The 14,942-nt window shown below is 66.3% G+C and carries 14 protein-coding genes, 1 tRNA gene and 2 pseudogenes; 7 read left to right on the forward strand and 10 right to left on the reverse strand.

The features are described 5' to 3' along the window. Window positions 1-264, forward strand: a pseudogene (locus ABZ420_RS05745) (TIGR03086 family protein); the annotation flags it as partial. Here the strand turns inward: ABZ420_RS05745 and ABZ420_RS05750 are convergent. From ABZ420_RS05750 to ABZ420_RS05760, 3 genes and pseudogenes are all read right to left on the reverse strand, one after another. After that, window positions 206-622, reverse strand: a complete 417-nt coding sequence (locus tag ABZ420_RS05750) for a GNAT family N-acetyltransferase (protein ID WP_357117442.1) — start codon at window positions 620-622, stop codon at window positions 206-208. The pseudogene ABZ420_RS05745 and the gene ABZ420_RS05750 overlap by 59 nt on opposite strands. Before the next feature lie 121 nt (window positions 623-743). Continuing rightward, window positions 744-1,034 (reverse strand): hypothetical protein, encoded by a 291-nt coding sequence (locus ABZ420_RS05755; RefSeq protein ID WP_357117444.1) that lies wholly within the window; start codon window positions 1,032-1,034, stop codon window positions 744-746. Between the two features lie 722 nt (window positions 1,035-1,756). Continuing rightward, window positions 1,757-2,144, reverse strand: a pseudogene (locus ABZ420_RS05760) (DDE-type integrase/transposase/recombinase); the annotation flags it as partial. On the opposite strand from ABZ420_RS05760, the gene ABZ420_RS05765 reads away from it, so the two are divergent. Further along, window positions 2,125-2,775, forward strand: coding sequence for a hypothetical protein (locus ABZ420_RS05765; protein ID WP_357118109.1), 651 nt, complete (start codon window positions 2,125-2,127; stop codon window positions 2,773-2,775). The pseudogene ABZ420_RS05760 and the gene ABZ420_RS05765 sit on opposite strands and share 20 nt — an antisense overlap. 27 nt (window positions 2,776-2,802) lie before the next feature. Then, window positions 2,803-3,222, forward strand: coding sequence for a tyrosine-type recombinase/integrase (locus tag ABZ420_RS05770; protein ID WP_357117446.1), 420 nt, complete (start codon window positions 2,803-2,805; stop codon window positions 3,220-3,222). Between the two features lie 48 nt (window positions 3,223-3,270). Here ABZ420_RS05770 and ABZ420_RS05775 read toward each other — a convergent pair. The 5 genes from ABZ420_RS05775 to ABZ420_RS05795 form a co-directional block, all read right to left on the reverse strand. Then, a tRNA-Pro gene (locus ABZ420_RS05775) sits at window positions 3,271-3,344 on the reverse strand. A gap of 103 nt (window positions 3,345-3,447) precedes the next feature. Next, window positions 3,448-4,251, reverse strand: coding sequence for an NAD(P)H-binding protein (locus tag ABZ420_RS05780; protein ID WP_357117448.1), 804 nt, complete (start codon window positions 4,249-4,251; stop codon window positions 3,448-3,450). Beyond that, window positions 4,248-4,868 carry a TetR family transcriptional regulator gene (locus tag ABZ420_RS05785; RefSeq protein ID WP_357117450.1) on the reverse strand — a complete coding sequence of 207 codons (621 nt, stop codon included), beginning with the start codon at window positions 4,866-4,868 and terminating at the stop codon, window positions 4,248-4,250. The genes ABZ420_RS05780 and ABZ420_RS05785 overlap by 4 nt, the downstream gene beginning before the upstream one ends. 145 nt (window positions 4,869-5,013) lie before the next feature. After that, a complete protein-coding gene (locus ABZ420_RS05790) occupies window positions 5,014-6,198 on the reverse strand; it encodes a cytochrome P450 (RefSeq protein ID WP_357117452.1) in 1,185 nt (394 codons plus the stop codon). 770 nt (window positions 6,199-6,968) lie between these two features. Next, window positions 6,969-7,352 (reverse strand): hypothetical protein, encoded by a 384-nt coding sequence (locus ABZ420_RS05795; RefSeq protein ID WP_357117454.1) that lies wholly within the window; start codon window positions 7,350-7,352, stop codon window positions 6,969-6,971. 175 nt (window positions 7,353-7,527) lie between these two features. On the opposite strand from ABZ420_RS05795, the gene ABZ420_RS05800 reads away from it, so the two are divergent. The 4 genes from ABZ420_RS05800 (at window position 7,528) to ABZ420_RS05815 (ending at window position 11,524) form a co-directional block, all read left to right on the forward strand. Continuing rightward, window positions 7,528-8,103, forward strand: coding sequence for a TetR/AcrR family transcriptional regulator (locus ABZ420_RS05800; protein ID WP_357117456.1), 576 nt, complete (start codon window positions 7,528-7,530; stop codon window positions 8,101-8,103). Between the two features lie 72 nt (window positions 8,104-8,175). Continuing rightward, a complete protein-coding gene (locus ABZ420_RS05805) occupies window positions 8,176-8,964 on the forward strand; it encodes an oxidoreductase (protein WP_357117458.1) in 789 nt (262 codons plus the stop codon). 153 nt (window positions 8,965-9,117) lie between these two features. Next, the gene (locus tag ABZ420_RS05810) at window positions 9,118-9,942 is read left to right on the forward strand and encodes an MBL fold metallo-hydrolase (RefSeq protein ID WP_357117460.1); all 825 of its coding nucleotides are present in this window, start codon (window positions 9,118-9,120) and stop codon (window positions 9,940-9,942) included. Between the two features lie 667 nt (window positions 9,943-10,609). Continuing rightward, a complete protein-coding gene (locus ABZ420_RS05815) occupies window positions 10,610-11,524 on the forward strand; it encodes a class I SAM-dependent methyltransferase (protein ID WP_357117462.1) in 915 nt (304 codons plus the stop codon). 123 nt (window positions 11,525-11,647) lie between these two features. On the opposite strand, the gene ABZ420_RS05820 is transcribed toward ABZ420_RS05815, so the two are convergent. Together ABZ420_RS05820 and ABZ420_RS05825 are read right to left on the reverse strand one after the other, a co-directional pair. Continuing rightward, entirely contained in the window at window positions 11,648-12,886 is a 1,239-nt protein-coding gene (locus ABZ420_RS05820; protein ID WP_357117464.1) for an alkane 1-monooxygenase, read from the reverse strand. A gap of 603 nt (window positions 12,887-13,489) precedes the next feature. Then, window positions 13,490-14,791 (reverse strand): lipase family protein, encoded by a 1,302-nt coding sequence (locus tag ABZ420_RS05825; protein ID WP_357117466.1) that lies wholly within the window; start codon window positions 14,789-14,791, stop codon window positions 13,490-13,492. Window positions 14,792-14,942: the final 151 nt, after the last annotated feature.

Genomic DNA, 14,942 nt, shown 5'->3' on the forward strand with positions numbered 1-14,942 from the left:
GGCTTCGGCCCGGTCCCCGGCCCGATGGCAGCCCTGATCCACCTCGGCGAACTAGTCGTCCACGGCGTGGATCTCGCCGTGAGCACAACCCAACAAGACCACCTCGACCAGAACCTCTGCCGACACCTGCTGACCACCATGCAAGCGATGGACTTCAGCACCTTCCGCAGACCCGGCATGTTCGCCGACGAACAACCCGCACCCCTCAGCGCACCCGCCCACCAGCAACTGCTGGCCTTCCTCGGCCGACAACGACTCGACTGACCTGGGCCGGGTTCGCGGTGATGGCAGGCGCAGCAGCCCGGCATTGCTGACGTTTCAGTGGCCGCTCACATGCCGGACTCGGACGATCGCTCCGACGATGGTCGGGGTGTCGGCGCAGGTAGGCGGCGGCGACCGGGCAGACCGGGACGACCCGGCTGCCCGTGTGGCAGATGTCGGCGAGGGCTCCAGCGACCAAGGTGCTGCTCAGGCCGCGGCCAGCGAAGGCGTCGAAGACCTCGGTGTGATCCATGATCCGTCGGCCTTCGTGGTCGGCGTAGGCGACGAGCCCGGCCAGCCCACCGTCCACTGTGATCTCGTACCGGCTCTCGCTGTCGTTGCGGCGCACGGTGGGGGTCATGGTCTCTCCATTTCATCCGTACGTTCATGATCGGTCCTTCGACTCGTGGTGTCAGTCGTAGACGACAACGCCGCCACCAAGGGTGCGGCCGCCCCGGGTGGGTCGGCCGCACCGATGGGTTCTATGTTTGATCTGCATATTCTGCGAGATTGGTCTCGCACCCGGTCTGCGTTCCGAGTGCGAGAACTTCGCCGTTCTCTATGTCCTCCTGCCAGACGAGTGAGCCCGTCGAGGTGTGCAACGGGTGGTCCTGCACCGTGAGGATGCGTGCACCTTCGCCGCTGATGGTGTGAGCGTGGGCTGCCCATCCGGGGGCGGACAGCATGAGATCGCCAGCGGTCCAGTCGAAACGTTGACCTTCGACGATGCTGTACCCGCTGCCGGCGAAGTGATAGTTGATTGCCGAACTCATGTGCCGGTGGGTTCCGCCGGCGAAATCGCCACCGATTGCGGTGATCGTCGCAAAGAACGAGGATGTGGTGCCGTTGAGCCGCCCGGTCGAGGGTTGTACAGGCAGAACAAGGGCCGGCCGGTGTATCCGGTCTTGAGACCGAGCACGCCACTGAGATGCTTACTTACGTCGGCCCAGGCGAACAGCAGTGGTGCATCGGTGACCCGATCCGGGTCGATGATGTGTTCGTAGGGCAAAAGTTGGCTGCCGTAGCCCAATTCGATCGCGGGCGCAAGATCTTTCGCACGGCGCTTGTCGGACGTTGGTGCGGCATCCGAGCGCTCGACCGTGGATCCGAGGTCTTCATAGAAGGCCGAAATGGACTCCAGCAGTGCCGCATTGGTGTATCGAAGATATCGAAACGCGGTGGACCCGTTGTTGGACAGCGTTTCCATCGCCACCGATGGTTTTGTCCATACGTCTTGCTGGACGACGTGCATCGTGCGGTTTCCGATGTCGATAGTGCCGGCGCCGGCGATGCACATCGACAGACCGGTGGTGTTGGCACGAACTGGCGTTGTGGATTCGCCAGGCAAGAGTGTACCGAGGCTGACCTGTGTTGCAGGCGCCAGTCCACGTACTCCCTGAGGGGCCTGGGGATGCACGATCAGCATTTCTCGTCGACCTCGGTCGTCGGGATTTCCCGTCTCCAACGCACTGAAAGCGGCATCGATGTCAGCGGTGATGCGCGGGTGGCGGGCTCCGAGCAGTACCTTCGAGAAATCGGTCGCCCGGTAGCAGGCGCCGTTGTCGGTGACGATCCGCTGGATGTGGCTGATGCCGTGAGCAGCGAAGAATGCTCGCGCCCGGAACATGAAACCGATCGCGGTGGCGGCTTTCTCGTCCGGCAGCGCTTCGGTGTAGGCAAGCCGCGAATAGCCGTCGACCGCGGTGTGCAAGAACACGTAGCCGGTGCGGGTGCCGCGCTTTGGCTCGGGCGACGGCCTTGTCCTGGCCGGAGCCGTTGCCGTGCACCCGCCAGCCGCCGCCGTCGGGGATCCTTCCGACCTTCTTGACGTCGATATGCACCATGTGGCCGGGACGGTGGGCGATGATGCGGCGCGGTGCCCGGTTCTCGGTCTCGGAAGCGTTCGAGACCCGGGAGGAAGCTGACGAGTGGATCGAGCGCATTCGGCAGGCTGCGGCTCGGGGCGTCGACCCGAAGATGGCCACGGCGACGCTGGCCGGATACGGAAAGGTTAGCCTGGAGCTGGCGTTGCGTGGCATCGAGCCGAAAACCCGCGACCCGTACCTGGCGGGCTGGCGCCGGCGGGTGCTGCCCACGGTGGGGTATCTGCCCGTCACGATGATCACGGCTGGTGTGGCCGATCGTGCGGTGGGCGCTTGGATCGCCGACGGGTGCAGCATATCGACGGTGAAGAACACCCTGGCGGTGTGGGGCCGCGTAATGGAACAGGCGGTCCGTGACGAGCTGATTGACCGCAATCCGGTACAGGTGACCGGCTGGCAACGGCAGTTCGCCCAGGTCGAGGACGAGTTGGAAGATCCGCGTGCGCTCGCCCTGCCCGATTGGCAGACGCTCACGGCGCTGGCGGATGCCCTGGTTGCGGCATCGGCGGACAACTACTGCGGGTGGGGTGAGGTAGTGATCTTCGCAGCGTGCACCGCCAGCCGTATCGGCGAGGTCTCCGGCTGCCGGGTTACGGATATCGATGTGGATGACTGGGTGTGGACGCTGTGACGGCAGACCACTCCCGGCCCGGGTGGGATGCAGGACAAGGGCACGAAAGGTAAACGGGCACGGAAGATTCCGATCATCGTGGAACTTCGCCCGCTCGTGTCTCGTCGGATCGCCGCGATAGGGGACAAGCCGGATGCGCGGTTGTTCGGCGGTCCCCGCGGCGGACGCATCTCGACCGGTGTCCTGCGGCGGGCGACGCACTGGGACGACGTGGTCGCCGCACTGGGCTACGAGCATCTACGTCGGCACGGCCTTCGGCACACCGGCCTGACGTGGTTCGCCGATGCCGGCGTGCCGGTGCACCGGCTCCAGAAGATCGCCGGACACCGCGATCCCCGGATCACCGAGCGCTACCTACACCCAGACATCAAGTCCTTGCAGGATGACAGCAACCTGCTCTCGCAGCATCTACGGTCCCCACGTGGTCCCCAACTCCGCGTGGTCTGATCATGAGAAAAGCCCCTCCGACGCTGGTCAGAGGGGCTTTCTGTTCTGTCGGGCTGACAGGATTTGAACCTGCGACCACTTGACCCCCAGTCAAGTGCGCTACCAAACTGCGCCACAGCCCGTTGCGCCCGCTGTGCGGGCGCTCGAAGAGATTACCGCACGAGGCCGGAGCGGTGCTAATCGCCTAGTCAGAGGGGGTGCGGGCAGAGGAGGGAGGGTGTGTTCTCAGCGGTAGTCGTTCACATGGTCGACCGCCCACTGCGCGAAGGTGCGGGCGGGTGTGCCGGTGATCGACTGCGAAGTGGGGCCGACCGGGCTCGGCTGCGTTCCGGCTTCTGCCCACATATCGAGGACTGGGCGGTAGTAGACGTCGGCTGCTTCCTCGTAATTCAGCTCGATCAGTTCGATCGGCTCGCCCAGGGCGGCGGAGATGGCGGCGACCTGCTGGCGATGCGACAGCGATTCGGGGCCGGTGAGCGGGTAGATCTTGCCGGCGTGGGACGGGTCGTCGAGGGCGGTGACGGCTGCGGCGGCGATATCGTCTTCGTGGATCGGCGTCAGTTGCAGGCCCGGGAATGGGACGCGGACGACGCGGTCGGCTCTGATGGTGGGAAACCAGGTGCGGGCGTTGGCGGCGAAGGCGCCCGGCCGCAGGACGGTCAACGGCAGGCCGGATGCGCGCAGCGGGTTCTCCACCGCGAGATGGCCTGCGCCGATGGGATTGTGCTCGCTCGCCGCCGCGATGGAGGACAGCAGCACGATGTGGGCGACTCCGGCGGCCTTCGCGGCGTCGATGAAGTTGTCGATGCCCTCGGCGGCGGCGTAGCAGAAGACTTTCTCGATACCCGCGAGGGCGGTGGTGACCGATCCGGGGTCGGTCGGGTCGAGCCCGACGAGTTCGACACCGTCCGGCACGGTGGTGTCCGCGGGGCGAGAACTGGCTGCCCGCACCGGTTTTCCGGCCGCGCGCAGCTGATCGACGACAGCTCGGCCGACGATGCCGCGAACGCCGGTGACGAGGTAGGTCATGGGGTCTCTCCTTCGGAACGGGAATCGGTGAGATGGGTCAGGATGCGACGCAGCTGTTCGCCGTAGCGCCGCTCGAATTCAGCGGTCTGGGCTTCCACGCCGAACAGTTCGCGAACTTGGACCGGTAGTAGCAGAGGAGCGATGACCATGCCCATCACGGCGAGCTGGAAGGCGGCCGGGTCGAGGTCGGCGGCGATTTCACCGCGCTCCTGACGGCGTCTGGTCTCGGCGAGATCGTTGTCCGAGATCGGCTGCTCACCCGACGGCGCGGCATCGGATAATCCTCGCCACATGAGCAGCCGGATGCCGCGCGGATCGCGCAGCCCGTCGCGCAGATAGTTCGCGACCACCTCCGCCAGCGGCAGCGCCGGATCGCTGAAGGTGGCCTCGCGCTCCAGCCAGCTCTGCTGGAGCGCTCGGTACAACCCTTCCTTCCCGCCGAAGTAGTAGGTGATCAACTGCTTGTTGACGCCGGCCCGCTCGGCGATGTCGCCGACTCGGGCCCCCGCATAACCTTTCGCGGCGAACTCGTCCAAGGCCGCCTCGAGCAGGCAGCGTTTGGTGCGTCCGGCGTCGCGGACACGATGGGCGGGATCCGGGGTGCGATGAGTCGGCACCCGCCCTAGAGTAGTCCCGATTTTACAGATGGCTAATTATTTTAGACAGATGAAAAATAGCGGGGTCGTCCGCAGTGCGACAGTCGACCGTGCGGAGGGCGGGGCGCATGTGCCGTGTACATTCGCGACCACCCTCGCGCCCGACTCAAAGAAGAGCTAGGGGCGGGGACTCCGGGAAGGTGACCGGGACCCCCGCCGGTGCGCGGTGGAAGGGGCTCGGGAGCCACTTCATATCCGCAGCTGGGATCGCCAGCCGGATTTCCGGCAGCGCATCGAGCAGTTGATCGAGCGCCTCTTGGACGATGACCATGCCGACCGACTGCGCGGGGCAGGTGTGCGGGCCGGCGCCCCAGGCCAAGTGGGAACGGTTGCCCTGGCGGTCACCGGCCACCGCTGCGGGGTCGTTGTTGCACGCCGCCAAGCCGATCAGCACCGGTTGATGCTGCGGCAGCCACACATTCCCGACGATTTGCGGCTGAATCGGATATCTGACACAGGAATTGGTCGCGGGGGGATCGCTGAACAGCACCTCGTCGATCGCGTCGCGAGTGGACAGTGCTCCGCCGAGCAGCTCACCGCCGAACCGCTCATCGGTCACCAGCAGCAGCACAGTGACCGCGATCAGATTCCATGTCGGTTCGGCGCCCGTCGTATACAGCATGGCCATCTGATGGACGAGTTCGGTCTCGCTCAGCCGCGCCGGATGCTGTACCAGCCAGGAGGCCACATCTCCCGCCGGTGCTGCCCGTTTGGCCGAGATCACCTCGAGCATCGCCGCGCTGAGCGTTCGATGCGCCGCTTCCGCCGACGCCGCGTCGACGGCGTCGCGCAGGCTCATCATCGCGGTGTACGCGTCCTCTCGGACCTCGGGCGGGAACCCCAGCACCTGCTCCAGTACCCGGACGGTGAGCGGGATCGCGTACTCGTCGAGCAGATCCGCCGATCCGGTCGCGCAGAAACCGTTGATCAGCGCCACGGCGGTGCGTTCCACCGTGTCGCGCAGTGTGTGCAGATCGATCCGATCGAGGCAGGCGGTGACGGCGTTCCGGTAGCGGGCATGCTCGTCTCCCGCCGTCCGCGACGCGTCCGGCCGCCACCGCATCGCCCACGGCACCGGACACCGCGTCGGCACGCTTTGTTCCCACTCGCTCGGATCGGCCGAGAAATGCGCGGAGTCGGTGAGAACGTCCAACGCCGTGCGGTAATCGATGATCAATGTCGCGGACACTTCCGGCGCTACCTCCACTGGGACGAGCGGGCCGTGATCGCTGCGCATCCGCCGGTATGCCGCGTGGGGGTCGGCCGCGAACTCGTCGGAATACAGCTTCACCCGCGCGCACCGTAGCGATCGAAGGGCAAGACGGGACTTGGGGAGATAGTCAAAACAGGCTCCTGGAAAGAGATCCGAAATCGACGCCGGGATCCGCACGGCAGCTCTGGCGTAGGCGGATCGGCTGTGGGCGAATAGCCGGGTCGGCTACCGAAGGAATGTGAGGGGGAGCGGCCGGTGACACGCGGGGGGCGAAAATAGTCGCGGGCCCGCCGGCCAGGCTGTGAATCCTGGCGATTCATGTGCCCTATGCCACATCGACACGTTCGATCTCCCCTGCGTACGTCGCCGGCAATTGGCGCCGCGATCCGACTCGGCCCTCGAACCGACCGGTCCGCCAAAATTGTTCGATCGCAGCGTAATTCGACTAACGTTGGGAAAGCATACTCAGCTCCGTCAGCGTTCGCAGCGCGAACTTTCCGAGACGGCAAGGGCTTGGTGACCATCCGGCAGGGGCAGCTGCACAACTGATCTCGCACAACCGGTCACGGCGGTAACGAGGCACATTCGCGTGCCCTGCTATCGCCGTATCGGCATCTGCTCGGTGGAGAGCCCGGTGGTCGATCCCGGGCGAATCCGTCCTCGGGTCGCCGACTCCGTGCCCGGTGGACGCGCGGTAGAACAGAGTACGATCCGACACGACCTTTTCCTTTCCGGGCCGTGAAATGTAGGTGAACTTATCGCCGATCGAACGCGCGCGGATCGGCTCGTTCGAATATTCGAGTCGGGTGGTCACCGACGTGACTTTCTCGCCGATCGATCAGCGGGCGTCACCGCGCTGTCGACGCGACATACCGGTTACCGGCGAGGCGCGACGAAAGTCGATGCGCCTCGCCGAGCCGACCATTTCCGCGATAGAGGGGCGCGCGTAGTGAACTACCCGCTTCGGGTGCCGCGCTGCCGGCTGGGGGCACGTGGCCGCGGCCGCGCAACGCGGTGCTGCCGCCCGGTCCGAGGAGGGTGGCCAGGTCGGCCCAGTCCTGTTCGTCCAGCACCGGCGGGTGGCCGACGAACCGGGCGACCTCCGGGTCGTAGCGGCCGATCCGTCCCACCCAGCCGGCGAATCGGCGGTGCTCGCCGCGCAACGACGCCCGCACCGGGTCGTCCAGCGGGTGCAGCGAGGTATCGACGTCGATGGTCGACTCAGTGGTCACCGCGCACTCCTCCACAACAGCGTCCGGCCCGAGAACGTTAGCGAGACGCACGACCGACCAGCACGGGTTGCGCTCAACGAGATTCCGGCACGGTGGCCTTCCGGGGCGTCGGAAATACGGCTCGCGGTCGCAGGTCTTCTTGACCTCCCGGTCTAAAACGATTACGGTTCGAGTCATGGGCAGGCCGCGCAACTTCGATCCGGACACGGTGGTGGACCGGGCGATGGAGACGTTCTGGACCCACGGGTACGCCAACACCTCGCCCGCGCAGCTGGCCGAAGCCACCGGCATCGGAAAAGGCAGTCTCTACAACGCTTTCGGCAGCAAGCGTGCGTTGTTCGACCTGGCTCTCGACCGTTACGACCGGCTGGGTGTCGAGTTGGCCGCGGATATCCTGACCCGACCGGGCGCCACCCGCGATTGCCTGGCCGCCTTCCTGTGCGGACTGGCGGACTCCGATCTCGCGCAGCCCGTTCGGCGCGGCTGCCTGGCGGTGAACACCGCCATGGAAATGGCGGGGCACGACGCGGAGATCGCCCGGGCGGTCCGCGCGACACAGGATCATATGATCGCGGCGTTGGAGGCCCGGATCGATCAGGGGAAACGCGATGGTGACGTGCGCGCCGATGCCGATCCGCGATCGATGGCCGAATTCTTGATGAACACCGTCGTCGGCCTGCGGGTGATGGCCAAGACATACGATGCGCCCACCCTGCATCGCATCATCGACACCGCTCTGACCACCCTCTGAATCGAACTGCCCGCCGTGGGCTCGTTCGCTGCCCATATTTTTGACCTGTAGTTCAAGAAGAAAGGTTCCATCATGGATCTAGAACTGTCCGGCAAGACCGCCGTCGTCACCGGTGCCAGCCGAGGCATCGGCTTGGCCGTCGCCGAAGCATTGTCCGCCGAGGGCGTCCGGGTGGTCGGGGCCGCGCGCACCGTTACGTCCGAGCTCGAAAAGGCAAGCGTCGCAGCGGTTCCCGTCGACCTCTCCACCTCGGAGGGAGCGGCCCGGCTGATCGGCGCGGCACTCGACGAACTGGGCGGCATCGACATCCTGATCAACAACGTCGGCGCCGTGAATGCCGCGCGTCTGGAACTGGGCGGCTTCCTCGATGTCGAGGACGAGCAATGGCGGGAGCTGTTCGACCTGAATCTGTTCAGCGCGATCTGGGTAACCCGCGCGGCATTGCCCAGCCTGCTGGAGCGGCGCGGCGCGGTGGTCACCATCTCGTCGATCAACAAACATCTTCCGGCGGCGGGGCCGGTCGGTTACAGCGAGGCCAAGGCCGCGCTGACCGCGCTGACCAAGCGGCTCAGCGAGGAGTTCGGGCCGCGCGGGGTGCGGGTCAACACCGTCTCACCCGGCGTGGTCGGCACGCCGATGTGGCGCGGACCGCACGGCGTGGGCGCCAAGTTCGCCGCCGCTCAGGGTCTTTCGCAGGAGGAACTGCTCGCGGCCGTGCCGGAGCAGTTCGGCATCGCCTCCGGCCGGATCAGCGAACCGGAGGAGGTCGCCGCCCTCGTCGCCTTCCTCGCGTCACCGAAAGCCGCCAATATCGTCGGTGCGGACTACGTCATCGACGGTGGCACATTGAAGATCGCCTGATTTCGGCTGCCCTGGGGCGCTTCGCGTTCCGGCTGCGGCGCCGTGGAATACGTTCGTGCCCTTAGTGTTCGAGTGGCGAACGTGGTAGGAGTGAGTCGCTGCCGGAAGCGTAGACGGGTAGGGTGGCCGGACGCCACGGATAGGAGCGGACTGGTGCGTGTCCATCATCTGGATGCCGGGGGGACCCGTCCTTTCGGAGGCCGTTTGTTCGACGGCAGGCCGGGGCTTCGGCGCAAAGCGGCCGGGGCGTGTCATTGCTTGTTGATCGAGCACTCCGCCGGATTGATTCTGGTCGACACAGGTTACGGCGAGCAGGCGCTGGTCCGGCCGGATGTGTGGGTGGGGCGGCAACTCATCCGGCAATCGCACCCGGTTCTCGACCTGCCGATCGCCCGGCAGGTCGAGGCGCTGGGCTTCTCCCGCGATGACGTCCGGGACATCGTCGTGACGCACCTCGATCTCGATCACGCGGGTGGCCTCGCCGACTTCCCCCGGGCCACCGTGCACGTGCACCGAGCGGAGCTGGACGCCGTCGAAGGGCCCTTCGGTCATCGCGAGAAGTTGCGGTATCGACGGGTGCAGTTCGAGCACGGACCCAAGTGGTCGGTCTACGAGGAGTCCGACAGTCGCGCGGAGCGCTGGTTCGATTTCCAGGCGGTGCGCGAATCGCGGGGCCTGCCCCCGGAGATACTCATGGTGCCGCTGGCGGGCCACACGCGCGGTCACGTCGGCGTCGCCGTCGACACCGGGCCCGGCTGGCTGTTGCACGCCGGGGACGCCTACACCTTCCACGGCCAAATGCGTGCGAATCCGTCGATGCCCCTGGGAGCGCGGGTTTTCCAGTGGTATGTGGACACTGGGCGGCGGGCCCGCATCGAGAACCAGCAGCGGCTCCGCGAACTCGTCAGCGACCACGGCGACGCGGTTACGGTGTTCTCCGCGCATTGCGCGACGGAGTTCGAGCGGCTGAGCAGCTGACCGCTGTGGATACCGGGGCCAGTCGCTGCCGTAGAGCACGTGCCCGCGTTCGGCGAACGCGAGCAGCGTCGGCAGCGCCCCATTGATGCAGACTTCTTCGGCTACCTCTGTCTGCGGTCGAATTCGTGCCGAACGCCTGCCGGATGGTCGCGCGCGCACGCCGTGACGACGTTGTCGCGGTGGCGTGCCGAACTCCGCGCCGAGTGCTGACCTACCCGTCCGAGGCCGGGTGACAGGCGCTGCGGATTTCGTGTTGTACGGCCAAATCTAGCTATCTGTGGGCATCGTGACCCGAGTAGTGCGCTACCCGACCTGGGCGGGTCGTCGGTCAGGCGTGAGTGTGCCCGGTCGCGCGTACTCGCGCAGGTCTTGCCGCTGCGCGCCGCTCGGCCGCGCTGGTTAAGGCTTGGCGTCCGCGCAGCGGGGAATCGAGCTGCTGCTGTCCTCGCGTTTGCTGGATGGCCGGTTAGCGAGGTCTGCGCAGAGTGGGCGAGGTAACGTGAAGGTGTCGGCCGGGGTCGGCTACGTGATCGACGGCGTGGCGGCCGCGGCGGCAGCGCGTAGTCGGTGCGTCTGCGGACCTCGTGGTCGTATCCGGCCGGAAGCCGTCAGGGCCCGGAGGCTTCCGCTGAACAGCAGTGCTGGTTCGCGAGAAAGATCCGCCGTCATGAGTGTGTACGCCCCCCTATACCACGAGGTCCTGTCGCGGGAGGAACTGCCGGACGAGTTCTTCGGACTCTTCCTCGACCCGACCCGCACCTACAGCTGCGCGTTGTGGACCCACCCCGACGACACCCTGGAGAAAGCCCAGACGGCGAAGATCGATCTCGCCTTGGCCAAATGCGATCTCCAACCGGGGATGACCCTGCTGGACGTGGGTTGCGGCTGGGGATCGACCATGCTGCGCGCCATGGACACCTATGGGGTGAACACGATCGGGTTGACCCGCAGCCGCAACCAGTACCGGTTCGTGCGGGACATGCTCGTCGACCGGCTGATCCGTGGCCGCCCCTACGGCGGGGTACGAGTGCAGGGCTGGGAGGATTTCGATCGGCGTGCCGACCGGATCGTGTGCGTCGGGGCGATGGAACATCTGCCGGTGGACCGCTATGGGGAGTTCTTCGAGTTCGCCTACCGGATCATGCCCTCGGACGGAGTGCTGCTGTTGCAGACGGTGGTCAGCCACAGCCGCGATCATCTGCGGGCGCACGGCACCAGGATCACCAGCGACGACTTCGCCTTCTTGCGGTTCCTGCGCGAGACCATCTTCCCCGGTGGCCAGCTCCCGCTGTCGTTCGGCCACTACCCCAAAGGGATCACCGAATACGCGCAGGACGCCGGATTCACCGTCGCCGACGTCCAATCGCTGGGACCGCATTACACCACCACATTGGACTGCTGGGCCGACGCCCTGCACGAACACCGAGACCGGGCGATCGAGCTCGCCGGGCGCGACACCTACAACGCCTACATCCGTTATCTCACCGGCTCGGCCGAGTACTTCCGCCGTGGGCATATCGACGTCAGGCAGTTCACCTGTCTCAAACCCGACGCCCGGTACCGGTCCCCGCTGCTGCGCTGAGTCCGCCCGCTCCGCGGTGGCGCATGGCCACGGCGTCTGGCTGCCCGCACGCCGAGTGCGAACCGCGCACCCTGCTGTGGCCTTCGGCGAGTCGCGGACCGACGCCTCAGCGATCCGCTGTGATCAGAACCGGACCTCCGTCGCGCCGGTCGACGGGCTCATGCTCGGGGTGCGGCGCTGCGCGGCCCGCCGTACGTTCTCGCGCGGGCGTGGATTGCGGATCGGCAGGGTGAGCCTGCGTCTACGGGGCTTGGTGTTGATGAGCGTCATGTCGCCGTTGTAGTGGGCGAGGACCCGGGGATCCATGACCGCGCGCCACAGCGGCGGGATGATGGCCAGCAGGACCATGGTGGCGTAACCGGCGGGGAGCTGGGGCGCCACGTCGCAGCTGCGCAGGGTCTGATAGCGGCGGCCCGGATTGGCGTGGTGATCGCTGTGGCGCTGGAGGTGGAACAGGAAGATGTTGGTGACCAGGTGGTCGCTGTTCCAGCTGTCGCGAGGCGAGCAGCGGGCATAACGGCCGTCCGGGCGGCGGGCGCGCAGCAATCCGTAGTGTTCGACGTAATTGACGGTCTCCAGCAGGCCCGCGCCGATGAGCGCTTGCAGGGCGAGGTAGGGGATGACGGCGGGACCGAACACCACGATCAAGGTGCTGAACAACGCCACGCTCATCGCCCAGGCTTGCAGGAGATGGTTGCTGGGGCTCAGCCAACGTTTGCCGTTGCGGGCAAGACGCTGGCGCTCCAACGTTAGGGCGGAGCGGAACCCGCCCGTTATGGTGCGGGGGAGGAACTGCCACAGCGATTCGCCGTAACGGGCGCTGGCCGGGTCCTCGGGGGTGGCGACGCGAACGTGGTGACCGCGATTGTGCTCGACGAAGAAGTGCCCGTAACCGGACTGCGCGAGCGCGATCTTGGCCAGCCAGCGTTCGAGACGTTCGGCGCGGTGGCCGAGTTCGTGCGCGGCGTTGATGCCGATCCCGGAGACGAAGCCGAGCGTGACGGCCAAGCCGAGTTTGTCGACCAGGCTCAGCTCATGGCGTGCCCACAGGTAGCTGGCGATCAGCAGGCCGATGAACTGCATCGGCAGGAAGAGAAAAGTGCACCAGCGGTAATAGCGATCGTTGGACAGCGCCTCGTAGTCCTCGTCGCGGGGATTGCTTCCATCGTCGCCGATGGCGAAATCCAGCAGCGGGATCACCCCGAGGATGATGATCGGGCCGATCCACCAGAACAACTCCAGCCCGGTGTACAACACCAGCTGTGAGGGCAGTAGCGCGCAACCAGGGGCGATCAAGCCCAGAATCCAGAGGTAGCGCTTGGGGTCGCGGGCTCGCGTGTGCTCGAAGATTGTCATAGTCATCTCGCCGATCCGTCAGGACGACACTCAACCGACAGTTCCGACTGCGGACAACACCTACAACGTGCACGCCTCTCCAGAATAGCTAGAAGTTCGCTGTGTAGGGCCGAACCGTCGAAACCGTTGTCCGAGCCGGCGACCTCCGCCCGGCGATGGCGCACCGCTGACCGGATCGGTCGGCGCCTTCGGGGCGGGCGCCGCCGCGTCGGGTACGAAATGATCCGTGCCGGATCTGCGAGTATCACCGCTGCGCGCACCTGAGCGGCTCGGGCAGGCGGGGATGAGCCAACTCCGACATTCGAACCTTTCTGTACCGAAATCGACCTAGCTGACGAACGGTGAGACAGCAAATTCGGTGCAAGTAGACTCGCCGACCCTGGGTCCGGGAGCCACGGGACGATCGTGGGGGTGGAACTCGCCCGCCGCACGGGAGATCTGTGCTGTGCCGGGCAGGCAGGTCGGCCGCGGTTCGGTCGTGGGACCGAACCGCGGCCGACCACCGTGCATGGAGATCATGGCACTACGAGCCGAATCGCTGCGCGAGGCGCCGTGCCCAGTCTCCGATCGAGATACCGACGGTATCCGAGTGGTTCGCGCTTTCGCAAATCAGGGCAGCGCCCCGCAGTTGGTCGGCGCCGGCTGGTCCGCGAGCCGCTCGGTCATCCACTGCTGGGAGGCCACCAGTGACGGGAAGAACGCCAGCACGTGGGTGGCCCGCAATCCGCTGATGACGCTGGGCAGCTCGCCGTTCGCGTTCAGCTGGACAGGAGCGCCGCCGCCGCACCACCCGGCCGCCAGTTCACGAACGGGCACATACGGCGCGCCCTCGTCGATCGGGCTGGAGGCGATGAGCACGGGCACTCCCGGAGTGAGCGTCCCGACGCGCTGATCGTTGAACGCCGCCTTCAGGACCGGGGACTGATCGATCACCGCGGTGAGCGGTTGCCCGCTGGTGGTCCACTGCGAGGTGTTCGGGAACTGCTGGGCCAGTCCGAGCGGTACGGCGCACTTTTCCAGCGACTCGCGCAGGATCGCCTTGCCGGTGTCGTTGAGTTCGGCGTCGAGCACCGGGCGGGTTTCGGGATAGTTGGCGGCGATGCCGTTGAGAATCCACGCGAAGGCGGGTCCGAGCGCGGGACGGCCGTCGTTGAAGCCGATGAAGTATTCGTCGTCCACGACCGGGCCGCCGGCGTAGGCGCCCCGCACGTTCAACTCGGGGGCGTAGCTCGGCTGCAGTTCGGCCGCGCCGGCGGAGGCCATGCCGCCCTGGGAGTATCCGTACAGAATGACGGGCGAGCCGGGATGCAGGCTGGTGCCCGGCAATTGCAGCGCCGCTCGCGCCGAGTCGAGCAGCGCGTAGGCCTGAGATTTCCGGTTCAGATAGTCGTGCACCGCCGGCGTGCCCAGGCCGTGGTAATCGGTCACCATGACCGCCATGCCGCGGGCCAGCAGCGTGTACAACGCCAGCACGTCGTATTCGACGATTACGTCGAACGGAGGCTGGTATTGGATGAATTGCGCCAGCAGTTTCGAAGGCGCGCACTGATCGCCTTGTCCCTTCGTGCCGACCGCGTAGGCGATCAGCGGGCGCTCACCCGGGCCCGTCCACGGCTGGGCGGGTTCGAGGTACGTCCCCACCACGGCCGCGCGGTCGCCGTGGGTATCGCTGCTGGTGTACATGATGCGCGTGGACGTGGCGGGGACCTGTCCCGGCTGTCCGGGGACCGAAAGCGCCAGTCGCGACGATTCGGTGCGGATGATGGAGCCCGGCGCGCCCTCCGCCGACGCGGGTGGAATGTAGAAATCGTCGCCGGCCACGGCTTCCGCGGCCGGTTCCGTCCATGCGTGGGGGGCGGCGACCGCCCCGGCTCCGACGACGATGAGGGTTCCCGTCAAAGCTGTGGCCAATCTGAGTATTCGGCTCCTCACGATGCGATCCTTCCTGCGATTTGGGATACCCATGGCATCTAGAATCGGATACTGAGAGTATCTGTAAGGGGTAGAGATTGTCCGGGAATAGCGATGAGTGTCGGCGGCTTCGGGGCGAAGGGCGTTCGCG

Source organism: Nocardia sp. NPDC005745 (assembly GCF_040630775.1).
GTDB lineage: Bacteria > Actinomycetota > Actinomycetes > Mycobacteriales > Mycobacteriaceae > Nocardia.